Source organism: Ruegeria sp. CG1 (assembly GCF_056537265.1).
In genome coordinates this window covers 42,044-67,628 of the sequence record NZ_JBQFRF010000008.1, presented here as the reverse complement: position 1 = coordinate 67,628, position 25,585 = coordinate 42,044, and the positions used below count along the sequence as shown (strand labels likewise).

22 protein-coding genes are annotated in these 25,585 nt (G+C 57.2%); 12 read left to right on the top strand and 10 right to left on the bottom strand.

Annotation, left to right across the window (positions count from 1 at the left end):
• The first annotated feature begins 57 nt into the window (after nt 1-57).
• The 8 genes from hslO to ACR0AU_RS18910 all read left to right on the top strand — a co-directional run bounded on the left by hslO (nt 58) and on the right by ACR0AU_RS18910 (nt 9,298).
• Entirely contained in the window at nt 58-1,044 is a 987-nt protein-coding gene (gene hslO / locus ACR0AU_RS18945) for an Hsp33 family molecular chaperone HslO (protein WP_480796089.1), read from the top strand.
• Nucleotides 1,034-1,633: a CoA pyrophosphatase gene (locus tag ACR0AU_RS18940; protein WP_170399354.1), complete on the top strand. Its 600-nt coding sequence runs from the start codon at nt 1,034-1,036 to the stop codon at nt 1,631-1,633. The genes hslO and ACR0AU_RS18940 overlap by 11 nt, the downstream gene beginning before the upstream one ends.
• Nucleotides 1,630-2,784: a CCA tRNA nucleotidyltransferase gene (locus tag ACR0AU_RS18935; RefSeq protein WP_480796088.1), complete on the top strand. Its 1,155-nt coding sequence runs from the start codon at nt 1,630-1,632 to the stop codon at nt 2,782-2,784. Before ACR0AU_RS18940 ends, ACR0AU_RS18935 begins: the two co-directional genes overlap by 4 nt.
• Before the next feature lie 194 nt (nt 2,785-2,978).
• Entirely contained in the window at nt 2,979-4,817 is a 1,839-nt protein-coding gene (locus ACR0AU_RS18930; protein WP_170734073.1) for an ABC transporter ATP-binding protein, read from the top strand.
• Nucleotides 4,814-6,646 (top strand): ABC transporter ATP-binding protein, encoded by a 1,833-nt coding sequence (locus ACR0AU_RS18925; RefSeq protein WP_170734074.1) that lies wholly within the window; start codon nt 4,814-4,816, stop codon nt 6,644-6,646. Before ACR0AU_RS18930 ends, ACR0AU_RS18925 begins: the two co-directional genes overlap by 4 nt.
• 39 nt (nt 6,647-6,685) lie before the next feature.
• On the top strand, nt 6,686-7,909 hold the full coding sequence (locus ACR0AU_RS18920) for a class I SAM-dependent RNA methyltransferase (protein WP_170734075.1): 1,224 nt from the start codon (nt 6,686-6,688) through the stop codon (nt 7,907-7,909).
• Nucleotides 7,910-7,931: 22 nt separating this feature from the next.
• Complete coding sequence (locus ACR0AU_RS18915) at nt 7,932-8,717, top strand: ion transporter (protein ID WP_170515151.1); 786 nt, start codon at nt 7,932-7,934, stop codon at nt 8,715-8,717.
• 62 nt (nt 8,718-8,779) lie between these two features.
• The gene (locus ACR0AU_RS18910; protein WP_170399336.1) at nt 8,780-9,298 is read left to right on the top strand and encodes a L,D-transpeptidase family protein; all 519 of its coding nucleotides are present in this window, start codon (nt 8,780-8,782) and stop codon (nt 9,296-9,298) included.
• 7 nt (nt 9,299-9,305) lie between these two features.
• On the opposite strand, the gene ACR0AU_RS18905 is transcribed toward ACR0AU_RS18910, so the two are convergent.
• From ACR0AU_RS18905 to cysQ, 7 genes are all read right to left on the bottom strand, one after another.
• Entirely contained in the window at nt 9,306-10,739 is a 1,434-nt protein-coding gene (locus ACR0AU_RS18905) for a sulfotransferase family protein (protein ID WP_170734076.1), read from the bottom strand.
• A gap of 6 nt (nt 10,740-10,745) precedes the next feature.
• A complete protein-coding gene (locus ACR0AU_RS18900) occupies nt 10,746-12,446 on the bottom strand; it encodes a DUF5927 domain-containing protein (protein ID WP_480588304.1) in 1,701 nt (566 codons plus the stop codon).
• On the bottom strand, nt 12,443-13,429 hold the full coding sequence (locus tag ACR0AU_RS18895; RefSeq protein WP_170408823.1) for a glycosyltransferase family 2 protein: 987 nt from the start codon (nt 13,427-13,429) through the stop codon (nt 12,443-12,445). Before ACR0AU_RS18895 ends, ACR0AU_RS18900 begins: the two co-directional genes overlap by 4 nt.
• Nucleotides 13,430-13,575: 146 nt before the next feature.
• Nucleotides 13,576-14,622, bottom strand: coding sequence for a glycosyltransferase family 2 protein (locus ACR0AU_RS18890; RefSeq protein ID WP_170734078.1), 1,047 nt, complete (start codon nt 14,620-14,622; stop codon nt 13,576-13,578).
• Nucleotides 14,619-15,602: a UDP-glucose 4-epimerase GalE gene (gene galE / locus ACR0AU_RS18885; protein ID WP_170734079.1), complete on the bottom strand. Its 984-nt coding sequence runs from the start codon at nt 15,600-15,602 to the stop codon at nt 14,619-14,621. Before galE ends, ACR0AU_RS18890 begins: the two co-directional genes overlap by 4 nt.
• Nucleotides 15,599-16,399: a 3-deoxy-manno-octulosonate cytidylyltransferase family protein gene (locus ACR0AU_RS18880; RefSeq protein WP_170408777.1), complete on the bottom strand. Its 801-nt coding sequence runs from the start codon at nt 16,397-16,399 to the stop codon at nt 15,599-15,601. Before ACR0AU_RS18880 ends, galE begins: the two co-directional genes overlap by 4 nt.
• Nucleotides 16,399-17,196, bottom strand: a complete 798-nt coding sequence (cysQ, locus tag ACR0AU_RS18875; RefSeq protein ID WP_170776418.1) for a 3'(2'),5'-bisphosphate nucleotidase CysQ — start codon at nt 17,194-17,196, stop codon at nt 16,399-16,401. The genes ACR0AU_RS18880 and cysQ overlap by 1 nt, the downstream gene beginning before the upstream one ends.
• A 123-nt stretch (nt 17,197-17,319) precedes the next feature.
• Here cysQ and ACR0AU_RS18870 point away from each other — a divergent pair, with 123 nt between their 5' ends.
• Entirely contained in the window at nt 17,320-18,147 is an 828-nt protein-coding gene (locus tag ACR0AU_RS18870; RefSeq protein WP_170408775.1) for an ABC-2 transporter permease, read from the top strand.
• Between the two features lie 54 nt (nt 18,148-18,201).
• Here ACR0AU_RS18870 and ACR0AU_RS18865 read toward each other — a convergent pair whose 3' ends face one another.
• Nucleotides 18,202-18,804, bottom strand: a complete 603-nt coding sequence (locus ACR0AU_RS18865) for an alpha-ketoglutarate-dependent dioxygenase AlkB (protein WP_170734081.1) — start codon at nt 18,802-18,804, stop codon at nt 18,202-18,204.
• A gap of 213 nt (nt 18,805-19,017) precedes the next feature.
• On the opposite strand from ACR0AU_RS18865, the gene dnaK reads away from it, so the two are divergent.
• The 3 genes from dnaK (at nt 19,018) to radC (ending at nt 23,065) form a co-directional block, all read left to right on the top strand.
• Nucleotides 19,018-20,925: a molecular chaperone DnaK gene (gene dnaK / locus ACR0AU_RS18860; RefSeq protein WP_170399312.1), complete on the top strand. Its 1,908-nt coding sequence runs from the start codon at nt 19,018-19,020 to the stop codon at nt 20,923-20,925.
• 74 nt (nt 20,926-20,999) lie between these two features.
• A complete protein-coding gene (gene dnaJ, locus ACR0AU_RS18855) occupies nt 21,000-22,151 on the top strand; it encodes a molecular chaperone DnaJ (RefSeq protein ID WP_170399308.1) in 1,152 nt (383 codons plus the stop codon).
• Nucleotides 22,152-22,309: 158 nt separating this feature from the next.
• Nucleotides 22,310-23,065 carry a RadC family protein gene (radC, locus tag ACR0AU_RS18850; RefSeq protein WP_170399305.1) on the top strand — a complete coding sequence of 252 codons (756 nt, stop codon included), beginning with the start codon at nt 22,310-22,312 and terminating at the stop codon, nt 23,063-23,065.
• A 3-nt stretch (nt 23,066-23,068) separates the two neighbouring features.
• On the opposite strand, the gene ACR0AU_RS18845 is transcribed toward radC, so the two are convergent.
• Complete coding sequence (locus tag ACR0AU_RS18845; protein WP_480796087.1) at nt 23,069-24,625, bottom strand: phosphate ABC transporter substrate-binding/OmpA family protein; 1,557 nt, start codon at nt 24,623-24,625, stop codon at nt 23,069-23,071.
• Nucleotides 24,626-24,650: 25 nt separating this feature from the next.
• Nucleotides 24,651-25,568 carry a hypothetical protein gene (locus ACR0AU_RS18840; RefSeq protein ID WP_480439475.1) on the bottom strand — a complete coding sequence of 306 codons (918 nt, stop codon included), beginning with the start codon at nt 25,566-25,568 and terminating at the stop codon, nt 24,651-24,653.
• Nucleotides 25,569-25,585: the final 17 nt, after the last annotated feature.

The window sequence follows — 25,585 nt, the reverse complement described above, 5'->3', positions numbered from 1 at the left end:
AAACTGTTCAACCTATATGGTGGCGGTATGCCAACCTGTGGCGCTTAAGGAAACCCCATGTCTATTGGAACCAAAATCGCGTGGGACGATACCGTCCTGCCCTTTCAACTCGATATACCCGACATGCGAGGCCGCGTGGCCCGGCTGGACGGCGTGTTGGGCGGCATCTTGAAACAGCACGACTACCCCGAGGTGGTCGAGGCGCTGGTGGCCGAGATGGCCCTGCTGACTGCATTGATAGGGCAAACGGTATCGCTGCGCTGGAAGCTGTCTCTGCAGGTGCAATCCAAGGGCGCGGTGCGGATGATCGCAACCGATTATTATGCGCCACAGTTCGAGGGCGAACCCGCGCAGATCCGCGCATATGCGAGCTTTGACCGCGACCGGCTGACCGATGCAGCCCCTTTCGATCAGGTGGGTGACGGGTACTTCGCCATCATGATTAACCAAGGTGAAGGTACACAGCCTTATCAGGGCATCACCCCACTGGCCGGGGGATCACTGAGCGCGTGTGCGGAAGCCTATTTCGCGCAGTCCGAACAGCTGCCGACCCGGTTTTCGTTGAGCTTCGGCAAATCGACTGAGCCCGGTGTCGGTGAACACTGGCGCGCTGGCGGGATCATGCTGCAGCACATGCCCAAAGCCTCGCCCTTTGCCGCTTCCGGGGAGGGCAGCGGAGAGATCCTGTCTGCCTCGGATCTGGTGGATGGTGAAGAGGGCGAGAACTGGGATCGCGTCAAAATCCTGCTAGACACCGTGGATGATCTGGAGATGATCGGGCCATCCGTTGCGCCAACCGACCTTCTGGTGCGTCTGTTTCACGAGGAACAGCCTCGCGTCTATGATGCACAGCAGGTAAAATTCGGTTGCACTTGTTCCGAAGATCGCGTGCGCCAAAGCCTGTCGATCTATTCGGCGCAGGATATTGCGACAATGACCACGGACGAAGGCACCGTCACAGCAGACTGCCAATTCTGCGGTGCGCACTATGTGCTGGACCCTGCGACCGTCGGTTTCGAGGCCGAAGGCCCGGATGGCGCGTGATCTGATCACAGACCTTACCGAGGCGCTGAGCCGTGATGGGTCCGGGTCCAGTGACTTTGATCTGAACCCGGAAACGGTGCTGCCGGCGGGGCGCAAACTGCGCCCTGCGGGCGTGTTAGTGCCTGTTTCCGTGACCGGAGACGCACCCCGGTTGATCTTGACCAAACGCTCTTCGGCGTTGAAACACCATCCGGGCCAGATCGCCTTTCCGGGTGGAAAACAGGATGAGGGCGACATCGACGTTACTGCGACAGCTTTGCGCGAAGCACAGGAAGAAATTGGTCTTCCGCCAGAACTACCCAGTATTCTGGGTCATCTGCCCACTCATGAAACCGTGACGTCCTTTTCGGTCACGCCGGTTGTTGCGATCCTTGAAGCCAGTTTTGAACCAGTCGCCGAACCGGGCGAGGTGGATGAGATCTTCTTCGTTCCGCTTGCGCATGTCCTGAACCCAGAGAATTATGTCGTCGAGTCGCGCCGTTGGCGTGGCCAAAGACGGTATTACTATGCTGTGCCCTATGGCCCCTATTATATCTGGGGTGCGACGGCACGGATGCTGCGGGGATTGGCAGCGCGGATGAGTGAATGAAGCGGATCACAGAAGATTGGTTAACCGACCAAGCCACGCAGGATGTATGCACCGCCCTGACCAACGGCGGGGCGCAGGCGCTATTCGTCGGTGGCTGTGTGCGCAATGCTCTGCTGCAGGCGCCGGTTTCTGACATTGATATCGCCACAGACGCTGGGCCGGAACACGTCGTGGAACTGGCGCAGAAAGCTGGGCTGAAGCCGATACCAACAGGGATAGACCATGGCACCGTGACGATTGTCAGCAAAGGTATCCCGCACGAGGTCACGACGTTTCGCCGTGACGTCGAAACGGATGGTCGGCGTGCTGTCGTCGCCTTTTCCGACAAGGTCGAAGAAGACGCCGCGCGTCGTGATTTCACCATGAACGCGCTTTATGCCAAACCTGACGGCACAATCCTTGATCCGCTGAACGGTTTGCCGGATCTACAGGCGCGTCGCGTACGGTTCATCGGGGAGGCCAGTGATCGCATCCAAGAAGACTACCTGAGATCGCTCAGATATTTCAGGTTTCATGCTTGGTACGGGGATGTGGACGGTGGCTTTGACTCCGCTGCACTGGATGCAATAGCTGCAAATTTGGACGGGTTAGAGACACTTTCGCGCGAACGGGTCGGGGCCGAGATGCTTAAACTGCTCGCAGCGCCTGACCCCGCGCCGTCGGTGGCCGCCATGCGCATCACTGGCGTTTTGGCGCAGCTCTTACCCGGGGCTGATGACCGGGCGCTGGCGATCCTGATTCAACTGGAACAAGACGCCCATGCAGCGCCCGAAGCGATTCGTCGTTTGGCCGCGATTGCATCGCCCGAAGTGGCCAAAACCCTGCGTCTCAGCCGCGCGCAACTGCAGCGTCTGGCTCGGATGCGCGACGAAGCGATGGCGACGACCAGTGTCGCAGAATTGGGTTATCGCTATGGGTCGGAAGGCGGATTGCACGAGACACTTTTGCGTCATGCATTTCTTGAACAGCCTTGGTCCGAAGACCTGAACCGAGCTTTGCAAAAAGGGTCCGCGGCCAGTTTCCCGATCAAGGCGGCGGATTTGATCCCCGCCTTCTCGGGCCCCGCGCTGGGCGCAAAACTGGCCGAGCTTGAGGCGCGTTGGATCGCGTCGGATTTCGCGCTTAGCCGCGAAGAATTGCTGGCCGACTGATTTGAAGTCTCAAAAAGGGATGACAAACCCGATTTGATTTGGCAGGGTGCGCCTGACTCATATGGAGGGAGGAATGCGAATGTATTACGGGATCTGGTTCGGCTAAAGCCCGGAACACTTTGACCCGTAGGGGTGGTGTTCTGGCGCCATCTTTCTTCGCATGACCTATTTTCTGCTCAATCGGAGCACTCTCCATGTTTCGCTACTTCGAAAATCTCATTGACCCTTTTGTTGCCTATGAACAGGTAGACAAGCCACCGACGCGGCTGTGGCCTTTCATGCTGGGTTACTCGCAGCCTTTCAAACGCGTTTTTGTATTGGCCGCGCTGATGTCCGTGGTCGTTGCGGCGGTCGAGGTCGGGCTGATCTTCTATATGGGCCGCGTTGTGGACCTGTTGGGCAGTTCTCCCGCCGAATTCTGGCGGGCGCATGGAACTGAGTTGATCGTGGTTGCCGCGCTGATCCTGTTCATTCGCCCGATCCTGCAACTTGTTGACGTGCTGTTGCTCAACAACACAATCTTGCCGAACTTTGGCACGCTGATCCGTTGGCGCGCCCATAAACATGTTCTGCGTCAATCGGTTGGCTGGTTCGAGAATGACTTTGCCGGGCGCATCGCAAACCGGGTTGTTCAGACCCCGCCCGCCGCGGGTGAGGTGGTCTTTCAAGTCTTTGACGCGATCTCGTTCTCGATCGCCTACATGATCGGTGCGGCCATTCTGCTGATGGCGGCTGATCCGCGACTGTTGCTACCATTGCTGATCTGGCTGGTGTTTTACGGTGCGCTGGTGCGCTGGACCGTTAAGCGGGTCGGCCCGGCATCTCAGGCGGCGTCGGATGCACGCTCGACCGTGACGGGCCGGGTGGTGGACAGCTATACCAACATCCACTCGATCAAGATGTTTGCCCATGACACTCAGGAACAGGACTATGCGCGCGAGGCGATTGCGGAAACCCGCCGCACTTTCCAGATCGAGATGCGGATTTTCACCATTATGGATGCCGCGCTTGTTGCGCTGAACGGTGTGCTGATCGTGGGAGTCGTCGGTTGGGCAATCCTGCTTTGGGCGCAAGGTAGCGCAACGGTGGGAGTGGTGGCCGCCGCCACGGCACTAACACTACGGTTGAATGCCATGACCGGGTGGATCATGTGGGCGCTGACCAGCTTCTTTCGCGAATTGGGTATCGTTGCCGAGGGTATGCAGACCATCGCGCAGCCCATCGATCTGTTGGACGAACCTGATGCGAAACCTTTGCGGCTTGGTAATGGCCAGATCGAAATACGCGATCTGTCTCATCACTATGGACGAGAAACCGGTGGTTTGGATCACGTCAACTTGACCATCCGGCCAGGCGAAAAGATCGGCCTGATCGGCCGCTCCGGTGCCGGAAAATCGACTCTAGTAAAGCTACTTTTGCGATTTTACGATGTCGAGAAGGGCGCGATCCTGATCGATGGCCAGGATATCTCGAAGGTTACGCAGGACAGTTTGCGCGGCCATATTGGTATGGTTCAGCAGGACAGTGCTCTGTTACACCGCTCGGTTCGGGCCAACATCCTCTATGGTCGGCCTGATGCGACCGAAGAACAGATGATTGCCGCTGCGAAACAGGCCGAAGCGCATGAGTTCATCCTCGATCTGCAAGACCCGGAGGGCCGCACTGGCTATGATGCGCATGTGGGCGAGCGGGGCGTGAAACTGTCCGGCGGTCAGCGGCAGCGTGTAACGCTGGCGCGGGTGATCCTGAAAGACGCGCCGATTTTGCTATTGGACGAGGCGACATCTGCCCTAGATTCCGAAGTCGAAGCCTCGATACAGGAAACACTCTACGGCATGATGCAAGGTAAGACCGTGATCGCCATCGCGCACCGGCTCAGCACGATTGCTCAGATGGATCGCATCCTTGTGATGGATGGCGGCCGGATCGTTGAACAAGGTGGTCATTCCGATCTGTTGGCGCAAGGAGGGCTTTACGCTCAGTTCTGGGCGCGGCAATCTGGAGGCTTCCTAAACCCGGAGGCCGCTGAATGAGGATTGCCGACCTCATCCAACCGTTCAAAGACACAGAAACGCCCCCGCCGCAAACGCTGGGGGCGTTCATCCGTTGGAGCTTGTCCGGCGCCTGGCCGATGCTGTTCGTCGCAGCAGCCTTCTCGGCGATCGCGGGTGCGATGGAGGCTGGCACCGCCTGGGTCCTGGGCCGCGTCATTGATCTGACCACCAACAGCAGTCCTGAGGCGTTTCTGACCGGCGGCAATCTCGCGATCATTTTGGGTGCTGTCGCATTCTTCATGCTTCTACGCCCCGCATTGTTCGGCCTGTCGTCGGTGGCAAACAACTACATCGTCATGCCCAACATCACGCCATTGGTTTTGGCAAAACTGAACCGCTGGACGCTGGGCCAGTCGGTGACCTATTTCGATGACGATTTTGCTGGACGCATCGCCCAAAAACAGATGCAGACATCAAACGCCATGACGCAAGTGGTGTCCGAAACAATCAGCGCTATTGTCTTCGCTATTGCCTCACTTACAGGCTCATTGCTTTTATTAGGGTCTATTCATCCGCTTGTGATGCTGCCATTTGTTGCCTGGCTTGTTGTCTATTTCTTGCTGGTCCGCTGGTATCTTCCACGCATACGCGTACGCTCTGCCGCGCGGGCGGGGGCGCGGGCGATGGTATCGGGGCAGGTGGTCGATACGATCACCAACATCAAAACCGTCAAGCTGTTTGCCCATTCCGAGTTCGAAGATCAAACCGCCCGAAATTCCATGGTCGACCTGCGTGAACGGTCGCTGGAATTCGGCAAGCTGTCGGCCAGTTTCCGGTTCATCCTAATGACCCTGGCGGGGGTGCTGCCGGTCTTGTTGATCGGCGCGACACTGTGGTTGTGGCAGGCGGGCATCGCGACGGCCGGGGACATCGTGGCGGCCGGGGCCGTGGCGATACGCATCTCGCAAATGACCGGCTGGGTCAGTTTCACACTGATGGGCCTTTACGCAAATGTCGGTGAGATTGAAAACGGAATGCACACACTGACCAAGCGCGTTCGGGTCGAGGATGCTCCGAACGCATCGACACTTGTGGTCTCAGAGGGCGAGATTGCCTTTGACAGCGTCAGCTTTGCCTATGGCCGCGATATCGGTGGTGTTGCTAATCTTAATTTCACTGCCGCACCGGGTGAAAAGCTGGGCATAGTCGGGGCCTCAGGTGCGGGGAAATCCACTTTGGTTTCACTTTTGCTAAGGCTCTATGACGGGGAACATGGCGTTATTGCCATCGACGGGCAGAATGTCTCTCACGTGACTCAGGACAGCCTGCGTCAACAGATTGGGATGGTCACGCAGGAAACCGCGATGTTCAATCGTTCAGCGCGCGAGAACATCCTCTATGGTCGTCCTGACGCGACCGACGATGAGCTGATAGAGGCCGCGACCAAAGCCGAGGCGCATGAATTCATACTCGGTCTAGAAGATGCGCAAGGACGCAAGGGCTATGACGCGCATCTGGGCGAACGCGGCGTGAAGCTGAGCGGCGGGCAACGACAGCGGATCGCTCTGGCTCGCGCTATCCTGAAAGACGCACCGATATTGGTTCTGGACGAGGCGACGTCGGCGTTGGATTCCGAGGTCGAGGCAGCGATTCAGGCGGCACTGCACCGGGTGATGCAGGGCAAGACCGTGCTGGCTATTGCCCACCGCCTATCCACGCTTAGCGAGATGGATCGGATTATTGTTCTGGATCACGGTCATATCGTTGAAAGCGGCTCACATGAGGCTCTGCTGGAGCGTGGCGGGTTGTACGCCCGGTTCTGGCATCGCCAATCGGGCGGCTTCATTCAGGCCGAGGCTGCAGAATAAAGGGTTTTGTTGCGCTCAAACCCCAGTTATCAGGCCTCCATGACGCAGCAATACACAATAAGCCGCCTTGGACATCAGGGCGACGGAATCGCCGATGGTCCGATCTATGTGCCACGCACTCTGCCGGGTGAAGTGGTCAGCGGTACGTTGCTGGGTCAGTTTCTGAACGATATTCGCGTCGAAACACCCTCGGATCAGCGGGTCAAGGCACCCTGCCGTCATTACAAGGCCTGCGGCGGCTGCCAGTTGCAACATGCGACCGATAATTTTGTCGCCGAGTGGAAAATTGAGGTGGTGCGCAACGCGTTGGCCGCGCAGGGGCTCAATGCCCTGATGCGGCCCATTCACACTTCGCCTGAACGATCCCGCCGTCGGGCCACCATCGCCGTACGGCGCACCAAGAAGGGTACGTTGGCCGGGTTTCATGGTCGCGCTTCTGACACGATTACCGAAATCCCGGATTGCCATTTGCTGCACCCAACCTTGATTGCGGCCATCCCGGTGGCCGAAGCCTTGGCGTTGTTGGGTGGCAGTCGGAAAGGTGTGTTGGCCGTAACGCTGACCCTGTCCGAAGGCGGTTTGGATGTTGCGGTCAAGGGCGGCAAACCGCTGGATGGACCGTTGGAGCTGGCGCTCGCGCAAGCGACCGAGCATCACGGCCTTGCCCGGCTTAGTTGGGATGATGAGGTTATCGCCATGCGTGTACCTCCGATCCAACGCTTTGGAACCGCTGGCGTCACCCCACCGCCCGGAGCGTTTTTACAAGCCACAAAAGACGGAGAACAGGCTCTATTACAGGCTGTTTCCGACGCTACGTCGGGGGCAAAGCGGATTGTCGATCTGTTCGCCGGATGCGGGACATTCTCTCTGCCGCTGGCACAGACTGCTGAAGTTCATGCAGTCGAAGGTGAGACCGAGATGACGAAGGCCTTGGATCAGGGCTGGCGCAAGGCGCAAGGTTTGAAACAGGTCACAGTCGAGGCCCGAGACCTGTTCCGCCGCCCGCTCATGCCCGATGAACTCAAGAAATTCGACGCCGTTGTGCTTGACCCGCCGCGCGCTGGGGCCGAGGCGCAGGTGGCCGAGCTGGCGCAGGCCATGCGCCCGGTGGTTGTTTATGTCTCGTGCAACCCGATCACCTTCGCCCGTGACGCAAAAATGCTGGTTAACGCCGGATATGCCCTTGAATGGGTACAGGTGGTTGACCAATTTCGATGGTCGTCACACACCGAACTTGCCGCTCGGTTCATTTTGAACAAATAACCCTGAGATAAGGACCGCCCGCATGGTGATCGCCCAACGACTGCTGCCCATCATCGAAGCACCGGCTTTCGGGAAATTCATCACCGGTGTGATCCTGTTCAACGCGGTACTGCTGGGGATGGAGACATCGCCCACGCTGATGGACGCAGCGGGTCCACTGATCGTGACGTTGGACAAGCTGTGCCTTACCATATTCGTCATCGAAATCGTCATGAAACTGATCGCCACAGGGCGCCGGTTCTTCACCAGCGGCTGGAATGTGTTTGATTTCGTGATCGTGGGCGTCGCCCTAGTTCCCAGTGCAGGGGCGCTTTCGGTTCTGCGGGCACTGCGTATCCTCCGGGTCCTGCGCGTTATCTCGGTCGCGCCGCGCCTGCGCCGAGTGGTCGAAGGCTTCATCTCAGCCCTGCCGGGCATGGCCAGCGTGTTCCTGCTGATGGCGATCCTGTTTTACATCGGCGCTGTGATCTCCACCAAGCTTTTCTCGGGCACGTTCCCCGATTGGTTCGGTGATCTGGGTCTGTCGGCCTATACGCTGTTCCAGATCATGACGCTGGAAAGCTGGTCCATGGGCATCGTCCGCCCTGTGATGGAGGTGTATCCTTACGCCTGGCTTTTCTTTGTTCCCTTCATCATGGTGACCACCTTTGCGGTGGTGAACTTGCTGGTAGGTCTCATCGTGAACTCGATGCAGGATGCCCACCATGCCGAGGATGAGGTCAAGACCGATGCCTATCGTGATGAGGTTCTTGAAAGGCTGGAATCGATTGAACGCCGACTGACGGAACAGTCGAACAGCAAAAAGTGATTTAAGTTTCGCGAAAATCTGACATAATAATTGACAAAAAAGAGCATCAGGCAGTGAAAATAATGGATCGTCGAGCATTCGGAATGGGCGCAATGGCAACGCTGAGCCTTTCAGCATGTGCCTCAGCCAAACCCAGATTTCTTTCTTATCGCGGGCCCGAGGTGACCTCGATGGTCATCAACAAAGGTGCACGCAAGCTGTATTTGCTCCATAACGAGCAGATTTTGCGGGAGTATGATATCGATCTAGGATTTGCGCCCACCGGCACGAAAAACAAAAAAGGCGATGGCCGTACGCCCGAGGGTACCTATCTGATCGACCGCCGCAATCCGCGCAGCAGGTATCATCTATCGTTGGGTATATCGTATCCCAATTCGGAAGACTTGGCTAAAGCCAAGGCCGCAGGTGTTGATCCGGGCGGCGACATCTTCATTCACGGACAACCCAATCTGCGATCCGAGTTCAAGCGGGCGAAGAAGACCCCGGATTGGACGGCAGGTTGTATTGCGGTCAAGAATGATGAGATCGAAGAAATCTACGCAATGGTGAATGAAGGAACCGTGATTACTCTGCGTCCCTAAGCAAGGTTCAAAGCGGTTTCCAATCACCAAATCCAAATACTGTATAGTCGCGCTGGTAGGCTTCTTGCGCCAGCGCTTCAAGCTGTGCGTCGTAAATCTGATCCAGTGAAAACGGCGCGTCCGGCTTGGCCTTGTTCGGGGTTGGCGCGGCTGTGTGCCCAATTTTGTAGGCAAGATCGGGCAGGGCGGTTGCCATCTCATCCTCGCGCAGGATCAGGTCGGGCATGGTGAAACCGGCCATGCCCTCTAGCGTTTGCGCTTGTCCACACCATTCCCCATCCACGCGGATCGGGGTCTGGCCCGCCAGAATACTGCGCAGCATGCCCAGAAAGGCCGCGAACGCCTCGGAATGCTGATCGCGGGTATAATTTCTGAGATCACCCTTGGCAGGCAGCGGCACCTTGTACCGTCGGCTCAGCATATTGCGAATGCTGACATATGCGCCGGGGCCTGTGTGCAGAATACGGTCGCAGAACACAGCGTGCGCGCGCGCCAGCGGATGGCGCAGCACCGTGAATTTGCGGTGACCGGGATGATCCTGCATCCATTGACGGGTCTGTTTTTGATTGCGGCCGGTGATCAGGTCGGCTTGAGACACCCCGTCTAGATCGGCAATCCACTGCACCACTTCAGCCTCGGGGCCGCCGCGCACCGGAAGGTACATCAGCGAAGTTTGCGCAGCACCCACATAGCGCGAAACAGCCGGCCCGCGGTGCGGCTCGTAACTTGGGATATGGTGTAGCTTGAAGCGGTCACGTTGCGACAGGGCCAGCTCCATATCATCCGGATTGGTCACTTTCGACCGGGCAGGCGCTGGGTTTTGACGTTTGAGATGCTGGTTCAGCTCCTTAAGACGTGCGCTGACGCCAAGCCACGCGGCAAGGCCGTTCAGAACGTCCAAATCTGTTAGATCGTCATAGTCGATGTAAAACGGTGTTTGCCCGGTGGTCTGCAGATGTTTGAGCACTGTTTGTTGAAATGCTTGCCGCTGGTCGAGCTGTTCGGCGAATTCTTCGGCATCGAAGGTGATCTGAGCCTCCCGCCGTTGCTTGATGTTCACTAACCGCCACTGCTTTGTTTCCAAGGCGATTTTCCACGATATGTAGCTATCCAGAGGGTTGCGCATCAGAATGATTTTGGCGCAGCGCGGATCATCCAGCGCCGGTGGCAGCGCCCGCGCATCGTGGTCGCTGAAAAAACGAAAGCCGTTCATCTCGCCCGGCGCCTTTCGGATGGCGTCGATCAGCGCCATCGGGTCGCGTTCACGATCTTCCAGGGTAAAGCCCAGAACGCTGTCCAGTTTTGGCAGGCCGACGAAATAGGGGTTAAACGCTTCTCCGTGACACGTGACGCCATCCAGCGTGTTCAGCTGTAATTCAAGCAGGTTCGAACCTGTGCGCATATCGGCCAGAACGATGAAATAATCGAAGCGGCGGGTCATTTTAGGTTACTGCACCAAATAGGGCTTCTTGAACGATTTGGACTGTGCGCCAAACACGTCATTCACAGGGAAATCCCCCATCAGATAGGGATGCATCCCTTGGTTCTTGAGGTTTTGCAGGAACTTTCCGAACCCGGTCAGATCCACCATCGTCGGTGCCTCGGTCAGATGGGTGGGTTTGGGCGCGCCCATGTCTTCCAGAACGGTCTGCAGTTGCTCCATAGGGGATTCCACAAACTCTGCCATCGTCCATATTCGAATGCGCGTCTTTGCGCGGGCGGCATCCAGCAGCTTGAGCTGTTTGCTTTCGATCTGTTGTAGGCGGGCAGCTTCGCACCGGATATCGGCAAAATTCAGGTTCGAACGGAACAATGGAACCGCCCAGGCCCCCGAGATGACCGCAATATGTGCATTCTGGTCTTGCGTCAGGAATTCATTGATTTTCTGAATATCCGTTGGCCCGAATTGAAAGCACTGACGCTCGCCTCGTGTGTTCCAGATGAGGTTCGACAGAAAGGCCGAGGGGTTATAATCGCGTAGCGTTGCGCAATCGCTGAGCGCACCGTTGATGATCGTCTCATCTTCGGCAAATTGCGCCCGTTCGGGACCGAACAGATGCCCATGCACCCGCCCGCCGATGGCGTTTGTCAGCCAAGGTTCGAAATCCTCGAACAACTCGGTAAAGCCTTGAAACACCGAATAGGGAAAGGCTGTCAGGCTGCGTTCCGTAGCCGCGCGGGGGAAGCGGCTTTGCATATAAAGACCATCCCGTCCGCGAACGCGCCGCTCGACCGCTTTGGAAAACACCCGGTCGATCTTGCCGGGGTTGGGCTCGGCCGGGGTCAGTGCGCTGTCCTGGTCGGTCAGGAAGGTCTGATACAACCGGCTAGCGCTGTGCCAGACTTTGCGCGCCACGAAACAGTCGGACCGGCGCAGCAATTGCAGGTGATCGTCGTAGAACATGTGCGGCCGACCTTGATAGTCGAACTTCGACAGGGTCAGCGATCGGCTTTCGATATGGGTGGAATAGAGCCGTGCCAGTGTCTGAAAATAGCTTTCATCGGGAATCCAGACCTGGCGAAAATAGCGATCATATTCGGCGCGTTTGGGATCCTGAAGAATGGCCGACAAGGTTTGGCGGGTCAGACACCACCACTGGCTGCCCATATGGGGCACCAGACCGTCTGGAATTCTGCGGCGCAGACCGAGGGCGCGTTGCAACCGCACGTAATTGTCAAACAGTTTTCGTTGCCTGCGCCATGAGAAGGGGAAACTCAGGGTGAAACGTTCCAGATCCAGGCCGCCGATCGTCCAGCTGACGTCGCGCGTGGTTGCGCTTTCGATGAAATCGACACGGGGCCGGTCGGCCAGATAGTCGATCAGATCAGCGACCGGACGCAGTGGCAGGCACGCGCCCGAAGACAGATATACATGCCGGACGTTCGGAAACTTCTCCAACATCAGCGATGCGGCGGATTGTGATGCGGCGACAATACCCCAGCCGCCCCATTCACAGACATGGCGTTCGGAAAACAGAATAAGCGGTTCATCCGAACAAGCGGCGACAAAATCGGAATAAGCCGGATCGCCGACTTTCTGATCTACATGAATGACCACAGGACAGCCCGAGGCGGCCCAATGGCGTGCCACCTGCTCAACCCGATCCAGCGCGGTGTGCACCAGCATTACGATGCCCAAGCTGCTCATGCCCAGTTCCCCTTGGACATCAGGCCGAGGATCTCAATCTGTCGCCAGTTGATGTATTTCTCGGACCATTTGTTCCAGAAAACCGGATTATCCTCTAACTGCTTGGCATAAGCCTTGTACTCGCCCGACGCAGCATAGTGCTGTCCGCGCAGCAACTCTTCTTTAGCTTTTTCCCCAAGCGTATTGATCAGCTTTGCATGCAGCAGCGCTCCGCTGGTTTTTTCACCGCCCTGCTCTTCATAGACCTGATTGAGCCCGCGCGGCAGCAAGGCGTGGGTTGAGCTGACATAGGCGTAGCGCCGGTGCCATTTCACAAGAGGTATCTTGTTCAGGGCCGGAGCCTTCAGGGGATTGTTCTGAAAGAAAACCCGTGCGCGTGCACCGCCTTGAATCCACAGATTCCCATAGGTCGGGTTGCGGGTAATCATGAAGTTGCCTGAATCGAACCAAGGCGCGACTTCAAAGGGGTTCTGGCCCTCATGATAGGGCGCATCCATGATTCCAGTTTCGGGATACATGTCGATCAGCATGGTGCCGAAACTGCGCACACCAGTATCGTCCAGCCAGTCGGTCAGGGCGCGGATCGGGCGGGTATCGCAAAAAGGATAGATAAAGAATTCATCCGGATCGACCGTCAGAACCCAGTGCTTATGCGCATAGCGGCGCAGCAGGTAGTTGGACCAATCCAGACCAAAGGTCGCATTCTTGTAACCTACATCCGTCCACCACAGCGAAACGTCCGGCTGGCTGCTCAGGTATTCGTGGGTGCCGTCATCGCTGTTGTTGTCCACGCACAGGAAGTGATTGATGCCAAGCTTTCGATAGTAGTCTAAGAAATAGGGAAGGCGGATCTTTTCGTTCCGCATCACGCTCATCAACAAGATGTCGTTTTCTTTGATCTTGTTGGTGTTATCTTGCACCGCTTTCAGATCCCGACGCCGACGTAGGCAACGCAGCAGGCGGCGCTTGCGCCGCAATCTCATGCGATAGGAATCCAAAAGGCTCACGCGGCTGCCCAACCTTTTTTGATACGCGCGTCTGCCCGGGGCCGCCTGAGGCCTGAGTGGTGCCGGACATTAACGTTTTATGACATCTCTGCACCTTGTGAGGCAACGGGTTTAAATCCGGTTTACTTCCCCCCTGTGGCAGGAAATCCGCCCGCGTTCATGAGCCCAAGGTCTTGTAACTGTTGCCAATCACCTAGTTTGACCGAGTCAGAAGTCCAAAGATCAGGCCCGCTGATGATCCCGTCATAATAGGCGCCGAACCGATCGGGGTCGTGAAAATGTTGCCGCCTCTGTTTTTCGATCCGCGATTTGTCGACAACCTCAGGCAGGAATTTCGTATGGAGCAACACGCCCGAGGCGGTCTGCCCACCCGGACCGTCATATTCAAAATTCAAGAACCGGGGCAGCGCGGAATGGCACGAATTCACATAGGCCGTATGTCGTGACCACCGGGTCAGAGGGATCTTGTTCAGCGTCGGTGATTTTTGGGGCTGATCTGCAAAAAACACCCGCTCGCGTACGCCTCCCTGAACCCAAAGGTTGCCCATCGGCCTTTGGCGCTGGGCACGATAGGGGCCGGGGTCAAACCAGTTCAGGCAATCGGTTGGATCGGAATGCGGATCATAACTTTGCTTGCCCAGCCGACCTTTGGGATAGAGGTCCAGCATCATCGCCCCAAACGTGGTTTGACCGCGCGCGTCCAGCCATGCAGCTAAATCGCGCATCGTATGGGTGTTGTGATGGGCGTAGATCAGCAACTCATCGGCGTCGACCATCAACGTCCAGTGGTCGTGCCCAAATTTCCACTGCAGCCAAGTCAGCCAATCCAACCCGAACCGAGACGCGCGATAGCTTGCCGTAGTCCGCCACAGCGACACATCCGGCTGTTCAAGCAAATACGGGACTGAGCCGTCATCGCTGCCATTATCCACCATCAGAAAATGATCAATGCCCAGCGTGCGATAATGGTGAAAGAACCACGGCAGGCGGGTGATCTCATTCCGCAGCGTGGTAAAGGCCAGAATGGCGCCGGGTGTGATCTTTTGCGTGTTGTCAGTCAACGACTTCAGTTGATGGCGGCTGCGAAAGGATCGCCACAACAGCCGCTTGCGTTTCAGGCGCAGCTTGTAGCGCTGCACCCAGCTTAGCGGCTGATCCTCAAGCCTCACTTGGTGTAGCCGCCATTCTGATGCCAACGCCAGGCATCCGTGATCATCGTCTCTAACGTTGATCTTTTTGGTGTCCAGCCCAGCTCTTCCTTGGCTCGGACCGAGCCTGAAACTAGACGCGTGCAATCCCCGGCCCGGCGCGGGCCGATGCTATACGGCACCGCACGGTTGGTGACGGCTTTGGAATGCTCGATGACTTCCATCACCGAAAACCCCGACCCGGTGCCCAGATTGAACACGCGGCTTTCTTTGCCCTGTTCTAGCCACTTCAGCCCCAGTACATGTGCATCGACCAGATCACAGACGTGTACATAATCGCGGATGCAGGTGCCGTCGGGTGTGTCGTAATCGGTGCCGAATACAGTCAAGCCACCCCGCTTGCCATCGATGGCGTCCAGCATCAGCGGCACCAGATGGGTTTCTGGTTGGTGAAACTCTCCAACTTCGGCATCCGGGTCGGCCCCGGCCACGTTGAAATAGCGGAAGATCACGTGCTTCAGGCCATATGCGGCTTGGAAATCACGTAAGATGTCCTCGATCGCTCGTTTCGAGGCACCATAGGCATTCAATGGCTGCTGCTGAGTGCTCTCGTCCAGCACAACGTTGTCATGTTCGCCATAGGTGGCGCAGGTCGACGAGAACACAAAGTTCAAACATCCCGCATCCACAGCCGCCTGTATCAGTGTCAGCGAACCGGTGACATTGTTCGACCAATATTTTCCGGGCTCAACCATCGCTTCGCCGACCTGACTGAGGGCGGCGAAATGTATCACGGCGGCGGGTTGGTTTTTGGCGAACACTTCGTCCAGCCGGGCGCGGTCCAGCAGGTCGCCCTGCTCGAAAGGGCCGAATTTCACCGCGTCCTGCCATCCGGTGACAAGATTGTCATAGGTTACGGGCGTATACCCCGCCCTTGCCAGTGCCTTGCAGGCATGAGAGCCGATATAACCTGCACCACCTGTAACCAGAATATTTGTCATTCAAGCCCCATAGCGGCCATCATTTCTTCGATCTTGGCCACGTCCTGCGGGTTGTTCAGCTCCCAGAACTGACGACCTTTGGCTTCAACTTCGACACACAGAACCTTGCGGCCGTTTTCCATGAAGCGCAGCTGTTCCAACCCTTCCAGTGTCTCCAGCGGACCGCTAGTCCAGCCCGGATAAGCAGTCAGAGCGTCAGGCCGATAGGCATAAACTCCGACGTGGTGGAATACCGGTGTCGGGTCACTGCTGGCATAGGTCTCGGCTGTGAAAGGGATCACTTCTTTCGAGAAGTAAAGCGCGCTGTGGTCATTGCCGAACACCGCTGTAGTGCCCCCGACCCGGCCTTGCTTGCGATCGTTCAGTAATCCGTTCAGTGCGTCCCCGTCACAGCGCAGCACGGGGGTGGCCACACCCGCATCTGGCGCGTTGCGCAGACCCGAGATCAGGTCTTCAACAAACCAATGCGGGGTCAAAGGCGCATCCCCTTGCAGGTTGACGACGATGTCATAACCGCCACCCAGAGCCGAGTGCGCCTCGGCGCAGCGTTCGGTACCGTTGCGGCAGGTGTCTGAAGTCATCACCACCTCGGCACCAAATCCCTCTGAGACTTCGCGGATACGGTCATCGTCGGTTGCCACAACCACGCGATCTACGCCTGACACGGAAATCGCAGCGCGCCAGGATCGTTCGATCAGAGTCATGCTGGTTCCGTTTGCCCCGGTCAGCGGAACCAGAGGTTTGCCTGGATAGCGGGTCGAAGCGTAGCGCGCGGGAATGGCAATCAATACTGACATCAGGCTTCCTTCAGCTCAACGCCTGGAGCATAGGCGATGAAAAATGGATTGGCATAGCCGTCTTTGCCATAGGTCAGCGGCGAATGGTCGTCAAAGCGCACCACATGTCCGCCCGCACCGGCCAGAACCGCGTGGCCCGCAGCGGTGTCCCACTCCATGGTGCGGCCAACACGGGGGTAGAGGTCGGCCTCTCCCGTCGCCACCAGACAGAACTTCAGCGACGACCCGGCACTTTTGCTGTCGCGCACCTGATATTTGTTGATGTAATCCTCGGTCGCCTGATCCCGATGCGACTTGGATGCAACGATCATCAGCGCCGAATTGTCTGGTTTAGAGACTGATATTGGCGTCAACACACCCGGCTGATCTTTGTCCAGTGCGCCGGTTTCCTCGACAGCTTGCCCATCGGCTTGCGTATAGAACATCCGCCCCCGCGCAGGTGCGTAAACCACACCGCGCGTCGGCACGCCGTTCTCGACCAGAGCAATATTTACCGTAAAATCGCCCCGCCGGTTGACGAACTCTTTGGTGCCGTCCAAAGGATCAACGATCAGAAAGGTTTCACCCTTTTCGGAATGCGAAGCTGCCTGTTCCTCGGTCACCAGCAGGATATCTGGAAAAGCCTCGCGCAATCCGGCCGAGATCAAAGCATCCGCCGCCTCGTCCGCCTCGGTTACCGGGCTTGAGTCTGACTTGACCTTGACGTCGAAATCATCCGCTTCATAGATCTGCATGATCTTGTCGCCTGCCTGCAAGGCCAGCCGCCGGATGACGGGAATAAGCGCGTCATAGGTCACAAAAAAAGCTCCGTTCCTGTGGTTTGTTGATCAGGGCATCTCACGGACTTATGATGCGATGGATACGGAACAGCAAGAATTTCGTGCCAATTTGCGGCTGACACAGCAGGAAAGAGTATTCGAGTGTTTCACTACAAGCGAAATCAGTCGTTGCTGGGCGGGGTTTTCACCACCGCCGAGCTTATATTCCATGCGGTGGTCCGCAATATCCGCTCGCAGCATTCAAATGCGGTGATCGCAATCCTGATAAACATTGTTCAGGTCGTTCTTCTGGTGACGGCGTTTTATATACTTATGACGCTAATTGGTCGAATGACCGGCATGGCCAAAATCCGGGGCGAGATGGTGTTGTTCCTGCTCTCCGGAGTTTTTCTGTTCCTGACGCATATCAAGTCTGTCGCTGCTATCGCCGGGGTTGGATCCGGCAACAATCCGATGACACTGCATTCGCCGATGACCATGATGGTGATGTTGTCAGCATCTGCCTTCGGTATTCTGTACACGCAGCTTGTCTCGATCCTGGTCATCCTGTTCGTCTACAGCGTAGCCGTCTCGCCCCTTGTAATTCAGGAGCCCGGCGGTGCTTTTGGGATGCTTTTGCTGGCATGGTTTGTAGGATGCTCAGTCGGTCTTGTGTTTCTGGCGCTAAAGCCCTGGTTTCCAAATACGGTAAGCATCCTGACAAGTATGTACCGTCGTCTGAACATGATATTTTCTGGCAAGATGTTCGTCGGCAACGCATTGGGTGGGTTCATGCTGACTATGTTTGCGTGGAACCCGCTGTTTCACATCATAGATCAATGCCGTGGTTTTGTGTTCCGAAACTACTTTCCCCGCAACTCCAGTTGGGAATACGCGCTTTGGGTCGGGATAATCCTGACGATGATCGGCCTGCTGGGCGAGTTCTATACCCGTAAGCAGGTCTCGAAAAGCTGGGATGCGCGACGCTGATCTTGGCGGTGCACACTTTATCCTGAAAAGCTGATCCCGAATTTGGATTGTGTTTCACGTTGCGACTCTCAAAGTCAGGTTGATGCGTCCGCCCTTTGGCAAAAGTTTGGATGATCCAAACCGGATGCGATCAACCCCGTGATAGGTCAAGCGTGCCGGGCCGCCCATGATCACCACATCGCCCGAGCTCAGCCAGATCGACTCGGTCTTGCCGCCCCGTGTTGTATTGCCGATGCGGAATAGCGCGTCATCGCCCAATGAAATCGACAGCACGGGCCACGAGAAATCGGCCTCATCCTTGTCCTGATGCAGGCCCATCTTGGTGCCTTCACCGTAATAGTTGATCAGACAGCAATCGGGCCGGCGATCCGCGCCCGTCAGGTCCTGCCAGATGGTCAAAATCTCATCTGGAATCGCGGGCCATGTCATGCCCTTTGGGTGCGTGTCCTGATACCGATAGCCCGCCCGGTCAGTGACCCATCCCAGCGCCCCGGCCGAGGTCATGCGCACTGACATTTCCTTGCCCGAAGGTGTCACGGGCCGATAAAGCGGTGCCACTTTCAGAATCGGCCTAAGCAGGTCAACTAGATGCGACTGCGCCGCCGCATCCAAATAGCCTTTCCGAATATCAAATCCGCGCAATAACAGCCGCGCCATTCCAGAATCCCCAAACCTTGCCAAAACCTTGCCAAAAAAGGCCACAGATTCCCGAAAACCTGCGTTTCTGAACGCTTGCAGGCCCCTGTTCTCGCCCTTATATACGCCTCGACGCGCGATGGTGTAGTGCTGTCGCGCACATCAATCGGGGGCAGGATGCCGCAACGGGTCCAACCCTCGGGACATCGCCTTGAATGGAAAGGGATTGAAAATATGGGAAAAGTAATCGGGATTGACCTCGGTACCACCAACTCGTGTGTGGCCATCATGGACGGCTCGCAGCCGAAGGTCATCGAAAACGCCGAAGGGGCGCGGACCACGCCCTCGATCGTCGCTTTTACAGAAGATGAGCGTCTGGTCGGTCAGCCTGCAAAACGTCAGGCGGTCACCAACCCCGACAACACGATCTTTGGCGTCAAGCGTCTGATCGGTCGTCGTGTGGATGATGCAGAAGTCGAAAAAGACAAGAAAATGGTGCCCTACGCCATCGTTGATGGCGGCAATGGCGACGCGTGGGTTGAAGCCCGCGGTGAAAAGTACTCCCCAAGCCAGATCTCGGCCTTCACTCTGGGCAAGATGAAGGAAACCGCAGAAAGCTATCTGGGTGAGGAAGTCACGCAAGCAGTCATCACCGTTCCGGCATACTTCAACGATGCTCAGCGTCAGGCCACCAAAGACGCCGGTAAAATTGCCGGTCTGGAAGTGCTGCGGATCATCAACGAGCCGACAGCGGCTGCTCTGGCCTATGGTCTGGACAAGGAAGAAACTCAAACCATCGCGGTTTATGACCTTGGTGGTGGTACTTTCGACGTAACCATTCTGGAAATCGACGACGGTCTGTTCGAAGTCAAATCGACCAACGGTGACACCTTCCTGGGTGGTGAAGACTTTGACATGCGCATCGTCAACTACTTGGCGGATGAGTTCAAAAAGGAACACGGTGTCGATCTGTCTGCCGACAAGATGGCCCTGCAGCGTCTGAAAGAAGCTGCTGAAAAAGCCAAGATCGAGCTGTCCTCGACCTCGCAGACCGAGATTAACCAGCCGTTCATCTCGATGGGCTCGAACGGTCAACCGCTGCACATGGTCATGAAACTGACCCGTGCCAAGCTGGAATCGCTGGTTGGCGACCTGATTAAGAAGTCGATGAAGCCTTGCCAGGCTGCCCTGAAAGACGCGGGCCTGTCGGCTGGCGACGTGGATGAGGTTGTTCTGGTCGGTGGTATGACTCGCATGCCGAAAGTGATCGAAGAGGTCACCAAGTTCTTCGGTAAGGAGCCGCACAAGGGTGTGAACCCGGACGAAGTTGTTGCTATGGGTGCCGCCATTCAGGCCGGTGTTCTGCAGGGCGACGTCAAAGACGTGGTTCTGCTGGACGTGACCCCGCTCAGCTTGGGCATCGAGACGCTGGGTGGCGTATTCACCCGTCTGATCGACCGCAACACGACCATTCCGACGAAAAAGTCCCAGGTCTTCTCGACCGCCGAGGACAACCAGAACGCCGTGACCATCCGCTGTTTCCAGGGTGAGCGCGAAATGGCTGCGGACAACAAGATCCTGGGTCAGTTCAATCTGGAAGAGATCCCGCCCGCACCGCGCGGCATGCCTCAGATCGAGGTGACTTTTGACATCGACGCCAACGGCATTGTCTCGGTTTCGGCCAAGGACAAAGGCACTGGCAAAGAGCAGAAGATCACCATTCAGGCCTCGGGCGGTCTGTCGGACGAAGATATCGACAAGATGGTCAAGGATGCCGAGGAAAACGCCGAGGCGGACAAGGCGCGCAAAGAGCTGGTCGAAGCCAAGAACCAGGCCGAAAGCCTTGTCCACGCGACCGAGAAATCGATCGAGGAACATGGCGACAAGGTCGACCCGTCGACCGTCGAAGCGATCGAGCTGGCCGTTGCTGCGCTCAAGGATGAGCTGGAAACGGACAATGCCGACAAGATCAAGTCGGGCATCCAGAACGTGACCGAAGCGGCCATGAAACTGGGTGAGGCGATCTATAAGGCACAGGCGGAAGAGGGCGAAGATGAGCCCGCAGCCGCAGATGCCGCGCCGGGTGACGATGACATTGTCGACGCCGAGTTCGAAGATCTGGACGACGATAAGCGTAACTAACGGGTAACCGGGCCAATTTGGGCCGGTCCGGTTGCCGGGCCGGCCCGATTACGTTGAGGCAGAAGGAAATACTGATGTCCAAACGCGACTATTACGAAGTGCTCGGCGTGTCCAAGGGCGCTTCTGCGGATGAGATCAAAAAAGGCTTTCGCTCGAAAGCCAAACAGCTGCATCCCGATCGCAACAAGGACAACCCCGATGCCGAAGCGCAGTTCAAAGAGGCCAACGAGGCTTACGATGTTCTGCGCGATGCTGACAAGAAAGCCGCTTATGACCGCTTTGGTCACGCCGCGTTTGAAAACGGCATGGGCGGTGGCGGCGGCCGTCCCGGTGGCGGCTTCGGTCAGGGCGATTTCTCCAGCGCGTTCTCTGACGTGTTCGACGACCTGTTCGGCGACTTCATGGGTGGCCAGCGTGGGGCAGGCGGGGGCCGTCGCGCCGCACGCGGTTCAGACCTGCGCTATAACCTGCGGGTCACGTTGGAAGAGGCTTATGCAGGCCTGCAGAAAACCATAAACGTTCCTACGGCTGTGGCCTGTTCCTCTTGCGAGGGAACTGGTGCCGAAGGTGGTGTTGAACCTACCGCATGTCCGACTTGTTCCGGCATGGGCAAGGTTCGCGCGCAACAGGGCTTTTTCACGGTTGAGCGCACCTGCCCGACCTGCTCTGGTTTGGGTCAGATCATTAAGAACCCTTGTAAGTCGTGCCAAGGTGCGGGGCGCGTTGAAAAAGATCGCGCATTGTCCGTGAACATCCCTGCCGGTGTCGAGACCGGCACCCGGATTCGTCTGGCTGGTGAGGGTGAGGCCGGAATGCGTGGTGGTCCTCCCGGTGACCTCTATATCTTTGTCGAAGTTTCCGAGCACAAGCTGTTCGAACGTGACAGCGTGAACCTCTATTGCCGTGTGCCAGTCAGCATGGCCAAGGCAGCACTTGGCGGTTCGATCGAGGTGCCGACCATCGACGGTGGTCGCGGTCGTGTTCAGATTCCTGCCGGCAGCCAGTCGGGCCGCCAGATGCGCCTGCGTAGCAAAGGCATGCCCGCCCTGCGCGGCGGAGGCATCGGGGATATGTTCATCGAACTTGCCGTGGAAACTCCGGTCAATCTGACCAGTCGTCAGAAAGAACTTCTGCGTGAGTTTGACGATTTGGGTGAAGATAACCACCCGGAATCTAAAAGCTTTTTCTCTTCTGTAAAGTCCTTCTGGGATGGCATGAAGGGTTAAACGGTTAAGCAAGGGGGCTCTGCCCCCATCACCCTTTGGGCGACCCCCCCGAGATATTTATGGCCAGATGAAACAGGGGATCCGTGTGTTGCCGATCCGGCGGGCAGGGATAAGGCGCGTTAACTTTTCGGAAACCGATTCTGCGTCAGAGTGGTGTTATGACCCAAGACGCCTTTGCCGAAGCCCCCATGCTGTTCGATACGGATGAAGCACCGGCGCAGCCGCTGCCCGTTGGTCGGTTACCCTCCTACATCAAAGACCATCGCAAGCGGCTGCGCGAAAGGTTCATGTCTGGCGGATCAGCAGCGATGCCGGATTATGAACTGCTGGAACTTGCTCTGTTCCGATCCATCCCGCGTCAGGATGTGAAACCGCTGGCTCGGGCACTGATGGAAGAGTTTGGTGATTTCAATCGTGTGTTGACTGCACCCGAGGAACGGCTGCGTCAGATCAAAGGCGTTGGGGACACGGTGATTACCGATCTGAAAATCCTTGAGGCCTGTGCCCATCGCATGGCGCGTGCCCGGGTGATGCAACGGCATGTGATCTCGGGATGGGATGCGCTTCTGGACTATTGTCACACCACGATGGCGCACCGCGAGATCGAGCAGTTTCGTGTGTTTTATCTAGATCGCAAGAATGTGCTGATTGCGGATGAAGAGCAGGCCAAAGGCACGGTGGATCATGTGCCGGTCTATCCGCGAGAGGTCGCGAAGCGGGCGTTGGAACTCAATGCCTCGGCTCTGATCCTGGTCCACAATCATCCATCCGGTGATCCGACGCCGTCGCAGTCGGATATCGATATGACCAACCGGATTCAGGATGCGTGTTCCGCCCTTGGGCTGACTTTGCATGATCACCTGATCATCGGGAAATCGGCCGAACTGAGTTTCCGCTCGCAAGGCTATTTGTAAGGGTTATCGGATCCAAACTTCGACCCGACGATTCACCTTACGGCCCCATTCGGTGTCGTCGCAGGCCATCGGCATGGCCTCGCCAAAGCCCTCGACACTGATTTCGATGCTGTCGGGGAGGCTGGTTTCGACCGATGCCAGCACTGCGTTTCGGACGGTTTTGGCTCGCTGCAGGGCAATACGTGAATTGGCGACCGCCGCGCCCTCGCCGTCACTAAACCCAACAAAGATCAATTGACGCGCCTCCAACGTTCCGCTTTCCAAAGCTTGCGCAAGGTTCAAGATGTTTGACCGGGACTGAGCATCGGGCCGCGAAGACCCCGGTTCGAACCGAAAGGACAAAGATAGCCGCGAAAGTGGACGGAGAGTTTCGATCATGCGCTGCAACTCTTCCAACCCGACCTCAGCTCCACCGGTGCTGATCGCATTGGCCAGCCGATCGCCTTGCAGCCCAACCTGGATTGTTTCAAGGGATTGATCGACAAATCCGGCTTGCCGGATGACCATCTGTGCGGCGCTGCTTTGGGTATAGGCCAAAAACTGTCGCGCGACTTTGGGCAATCGTCTTTGTGGCAAATAGAAAAACATGGGTGAGGTCAGCGGATAATCTTCAGTCTTGACCGACTGCCGCGTTGCCGGCAAGGCATGTCCGCATCCACCGGTCAGAGGCAGGGCGCGTGCAGCCCCGGCTTCGGCAAGGCTGGCGATGCCGATCGCGAATGGGTCGTTCGAGACTGCGCGCACCAAATCGCTGTTGCGGGTATGGCGTATGATCTTTGTGGTCATTGGTGCGTTCGTCGGCGACAACAGCAAATCCTCGACCGCCTGATCCAGCCCGGAACCGACCTGTGGCAGATGCAGAGAGATCGGCGCATCAGGCCCACCGAGATCGCCCCAATTTGCGACCTCGGCGGTGAAAACCTTCACCAGATCAGCAAGCGATATCTGGCGCACGGGATTGTCAGCCGACACGATTGGCACGATTGCATCCAGAGCCAAGACGCGCGACCGACGGGTTTGCGTCAGATCTCCGAGCCCAGCGGCTTTGGTCAACTCCAGTTCGTCTGATCGAATTTCCCGCTGCGCCAACACGACATCTGCGTTGTTCTCAACCAGATCGATAAAGCCGTCAGCCGTATCCGTTGCACGAAATATGAACCTCGCCAAAGGCGCCTGCCGATCAGGCTGATTCAGGGCGTAGACCCGCAGGTCTCCGGTGCCCTCGGGCTGTGACAGGGTTAACCCTTCCTCGATGGCAAAGCCCTGTGCAAGCGCGGGCAGCAGTGTCTCGGCGATTACTGATGAGCCAGAGAAACGAACTTCGGCCACAAAATCCGTCAGGTTGGGGCAAGCTGGGCCGTCGCAGGTGACCCCCGATCCATCGACCGTCAGCTCTCCGAATTGCGTATCGACACGGTAGAATTCACCGTCGTAACCAAGAAGGGTGCCGACCACTTCTACCTTGCCGTCATGCGAGGTCAAAGTGATGTCCTGCGCGAATACGCTTTGTGCCAAGGATAAGGCAAAAAGCGCGGCGAACGCCGCACGAAGAATGTTCATTGGAAACCGTAGATCTGCCTGCTGCTTATTTGGCAGCGATTGTCAGGTCTGAGAACAGATTATTCAACACCAGAAAATCGCCAGCTGCCTCACAACCGGGCATATCCAGCGACAGGTCGCGTGAGCGTAGCCGTTCCGCGCGCCATTCCAATGATTGCACGTTTAGGGGCTTGCCGCAATTTGCTTCAGTGACCTCAGTTTCAACCGACAGTGTGATACTTCCGGCCTCGGTTGCGGTCTCGATGGGGTATGAATAAACCTCGATGTTGCGCGCGACGTCCGAACCGCCCTGACCCAGATGGATCACCGAGCCCGCGCCGCCGGTCTGGGACCCTGACCACACGTGGCCTTCTTCCCCGTAACCTGCGCCGAATTCCAGCGCATGAAGCTGCAGATCGGTTTCGCCCTGCCACTGCAAGGCAACCCGGTTGAAGCTGTTGATCTCGGGCACATGCGTCGTCGCAACAGTGCCTTTCTCATCCGGCAGCGAGATCAGGAAAATAGCGTATTCTGACAGCGCCGGGATGGTCAGGTTCAAGCCGCCAAGCGCATCGGTCTCGGTGCTGAAAACCAGCCCGTTGTGATGAACCTCGATGGTCTCATTGGCGTGGCAGGGGGCCTTGACCCGCAGCCGTACGTTGGCGCCGGGCACAGCCATGGCGCGCGCGCTCATATCGCAATTCGAAGGCAAACGGCTGGTTTCTGGCGCTGAGCGTATGGATTGAGATAGATCCTTGGGACGCGTTTCTGTCGGGGAAGAAGAGGTCAGGACAACGCTTTCCAGTCCGGTCAGGTCCGAGTCCTGTTCCGAGATCGAAGCGACGCGTTCACCGCTCGGCTCAGCATTGGGTTGCTGCGCCGATCCGCTTTGCATCAAATATCCAATGGCCAGAGCGCAGGCAACGGTTCCGCCCGTGGTCACGTAGTTCTTAATGACAAACAAGACACCCTCCCCAGTTG

What these genes read in the sequence shown, in the direction of transcription:
- hslO (WP_480796089.1), top strand. Translation starts at nt 58, where the DNA reads ATGTCTATTGGAACCAAAATCGCGTGGGACGATACCGTCCTGCCCTTT.
- ACR0AU_RS18940 (WP_170399354.1), top strand. Translation starts at nt 1,034, where the DNA reads ATGGCGCGTGATCTGATCACAGACCTTACCGAGGCGCTGAGCCGTGAT.
- ACR0AU_RS18935 (WP_480796088.1), top strand. Translation starts at nt 1,630, where the DNA reads ATGAAGCGGATCACAGAAGATTGGTTAACCGACCAAGCCACGCAGGAT.
- ACR0AU_RS18930 (WP_170734073.1), top strand. Translation starts at nt 2,979, where the DNA reads ATGTTTCGCTACTTCGAAAATCTCATTGACCCTTTTGTTGCCTATGAA.
- ACR0AU_RS18925 (WP_170734074.1), top strand. Translation starts at nt 4,814, where the DNA reads ATGAGGATTGCCGACCTCATCCAACCGTTCAAAGACACAGAAACGCCC.
- ACR0AU_RS18920 (WP_170734075.1), top strand. Translation starts at nt 6,686, where the DNA reads ATGACGCAGCAATACACAATAAGCCGCCTTGGACATCAGGGCGACGGA.
- ACR0AU_RS18915 (WP_170515151.1), top strand. Translation starts at nt 7,932, where the DNA reads ATGGTGATCGCCCAACGACTGCTGCCCATCATCGAAGCACCGGCTTTC.
- ACR0AU_RS18910 (WP_170399336.1), top strand. Translation starts at nt 8,780, where the DNA reads ATGGATCGTCGAGCATTCGGAATGGGCGCAATGGCAACGCTGAGCCTT.
- ACR0AU_RS18905 (WP_170734076.1), bottom strand. Translation starts at nt 10,739, where the DNA reads ATGACCCGCCGCTTCGATTATTTCATCGTTCTGGCCGATATGCGCACA.
- ACR0AU_RS18900 (WP_480588304.1), bottom strand. Translation starts at nt 12,446, where the DNA reads ATGAGCAGCTTGGGCATCGTAATGCTGGTGCACACCGCGCTGGATCGG.
- ACR0AU_RS18895 (WP_170408823.1), bottom strand. Translation starts at nt 13,429, where the DNA reads ATGAGATTGCGGCGCAAGCGCCGCCTGCTGCGTTGCCTACGTCGGCGT.
- galE (WP_170734079.1), bottom strand. Translation starts at nt 15,602, where the DNA reads ATGACAAATATTCTGGTTACAGGTGGTGCAGGTTATATCGGCTCTCAT.
- ACR0AU_RS18880 (WP_170408777.1), bottom strand. Translation starts at nt 16,399, where the DNA reads ATGTCAGTATTGATTGCCATTCCCGCGCGCTACGCTTCGACCCGCTAT.
- ACR0AU_RS18865 (WP_170734081.1), bottom strand. Translation starts at nt 18,804, where the DNA reads ATGGCGCGGCTGTTATTGCGCGGATTTGATATTCGGAAAGGCTATTTG.
- dnaK (WP_170399312.1), top strand. Translation starts at nt 19,018, where the DNA reads ATGGGAAAAGTAATCGGGATTGACCTCGGTACCACCAACTCGTGTGTG.
- dnaJ (WP_170399308.1), top strand. Translation starts at nt 21,000, where the DNA reads ATGTCCAAACGCGACTATTACGAAGTGCTCGGCGTGTCCAAGGGCGCT.
- radC (WP_170399305.1), top strand. Translation starts at nt 22,310, where the DNA reads ATGACCCAAGACGCCTTTGCCGAAGCCCCCATGCTGTTCGATACGGAT.
- ACR0AU_RS18845 (WP_480796087.1), bottom strand. Translation starts at nt 24,625, where the DNA reads ATGAACATTCTTCGTGCGGCGTTCGCCGCGCTTTTTGCCTTATCCTTG.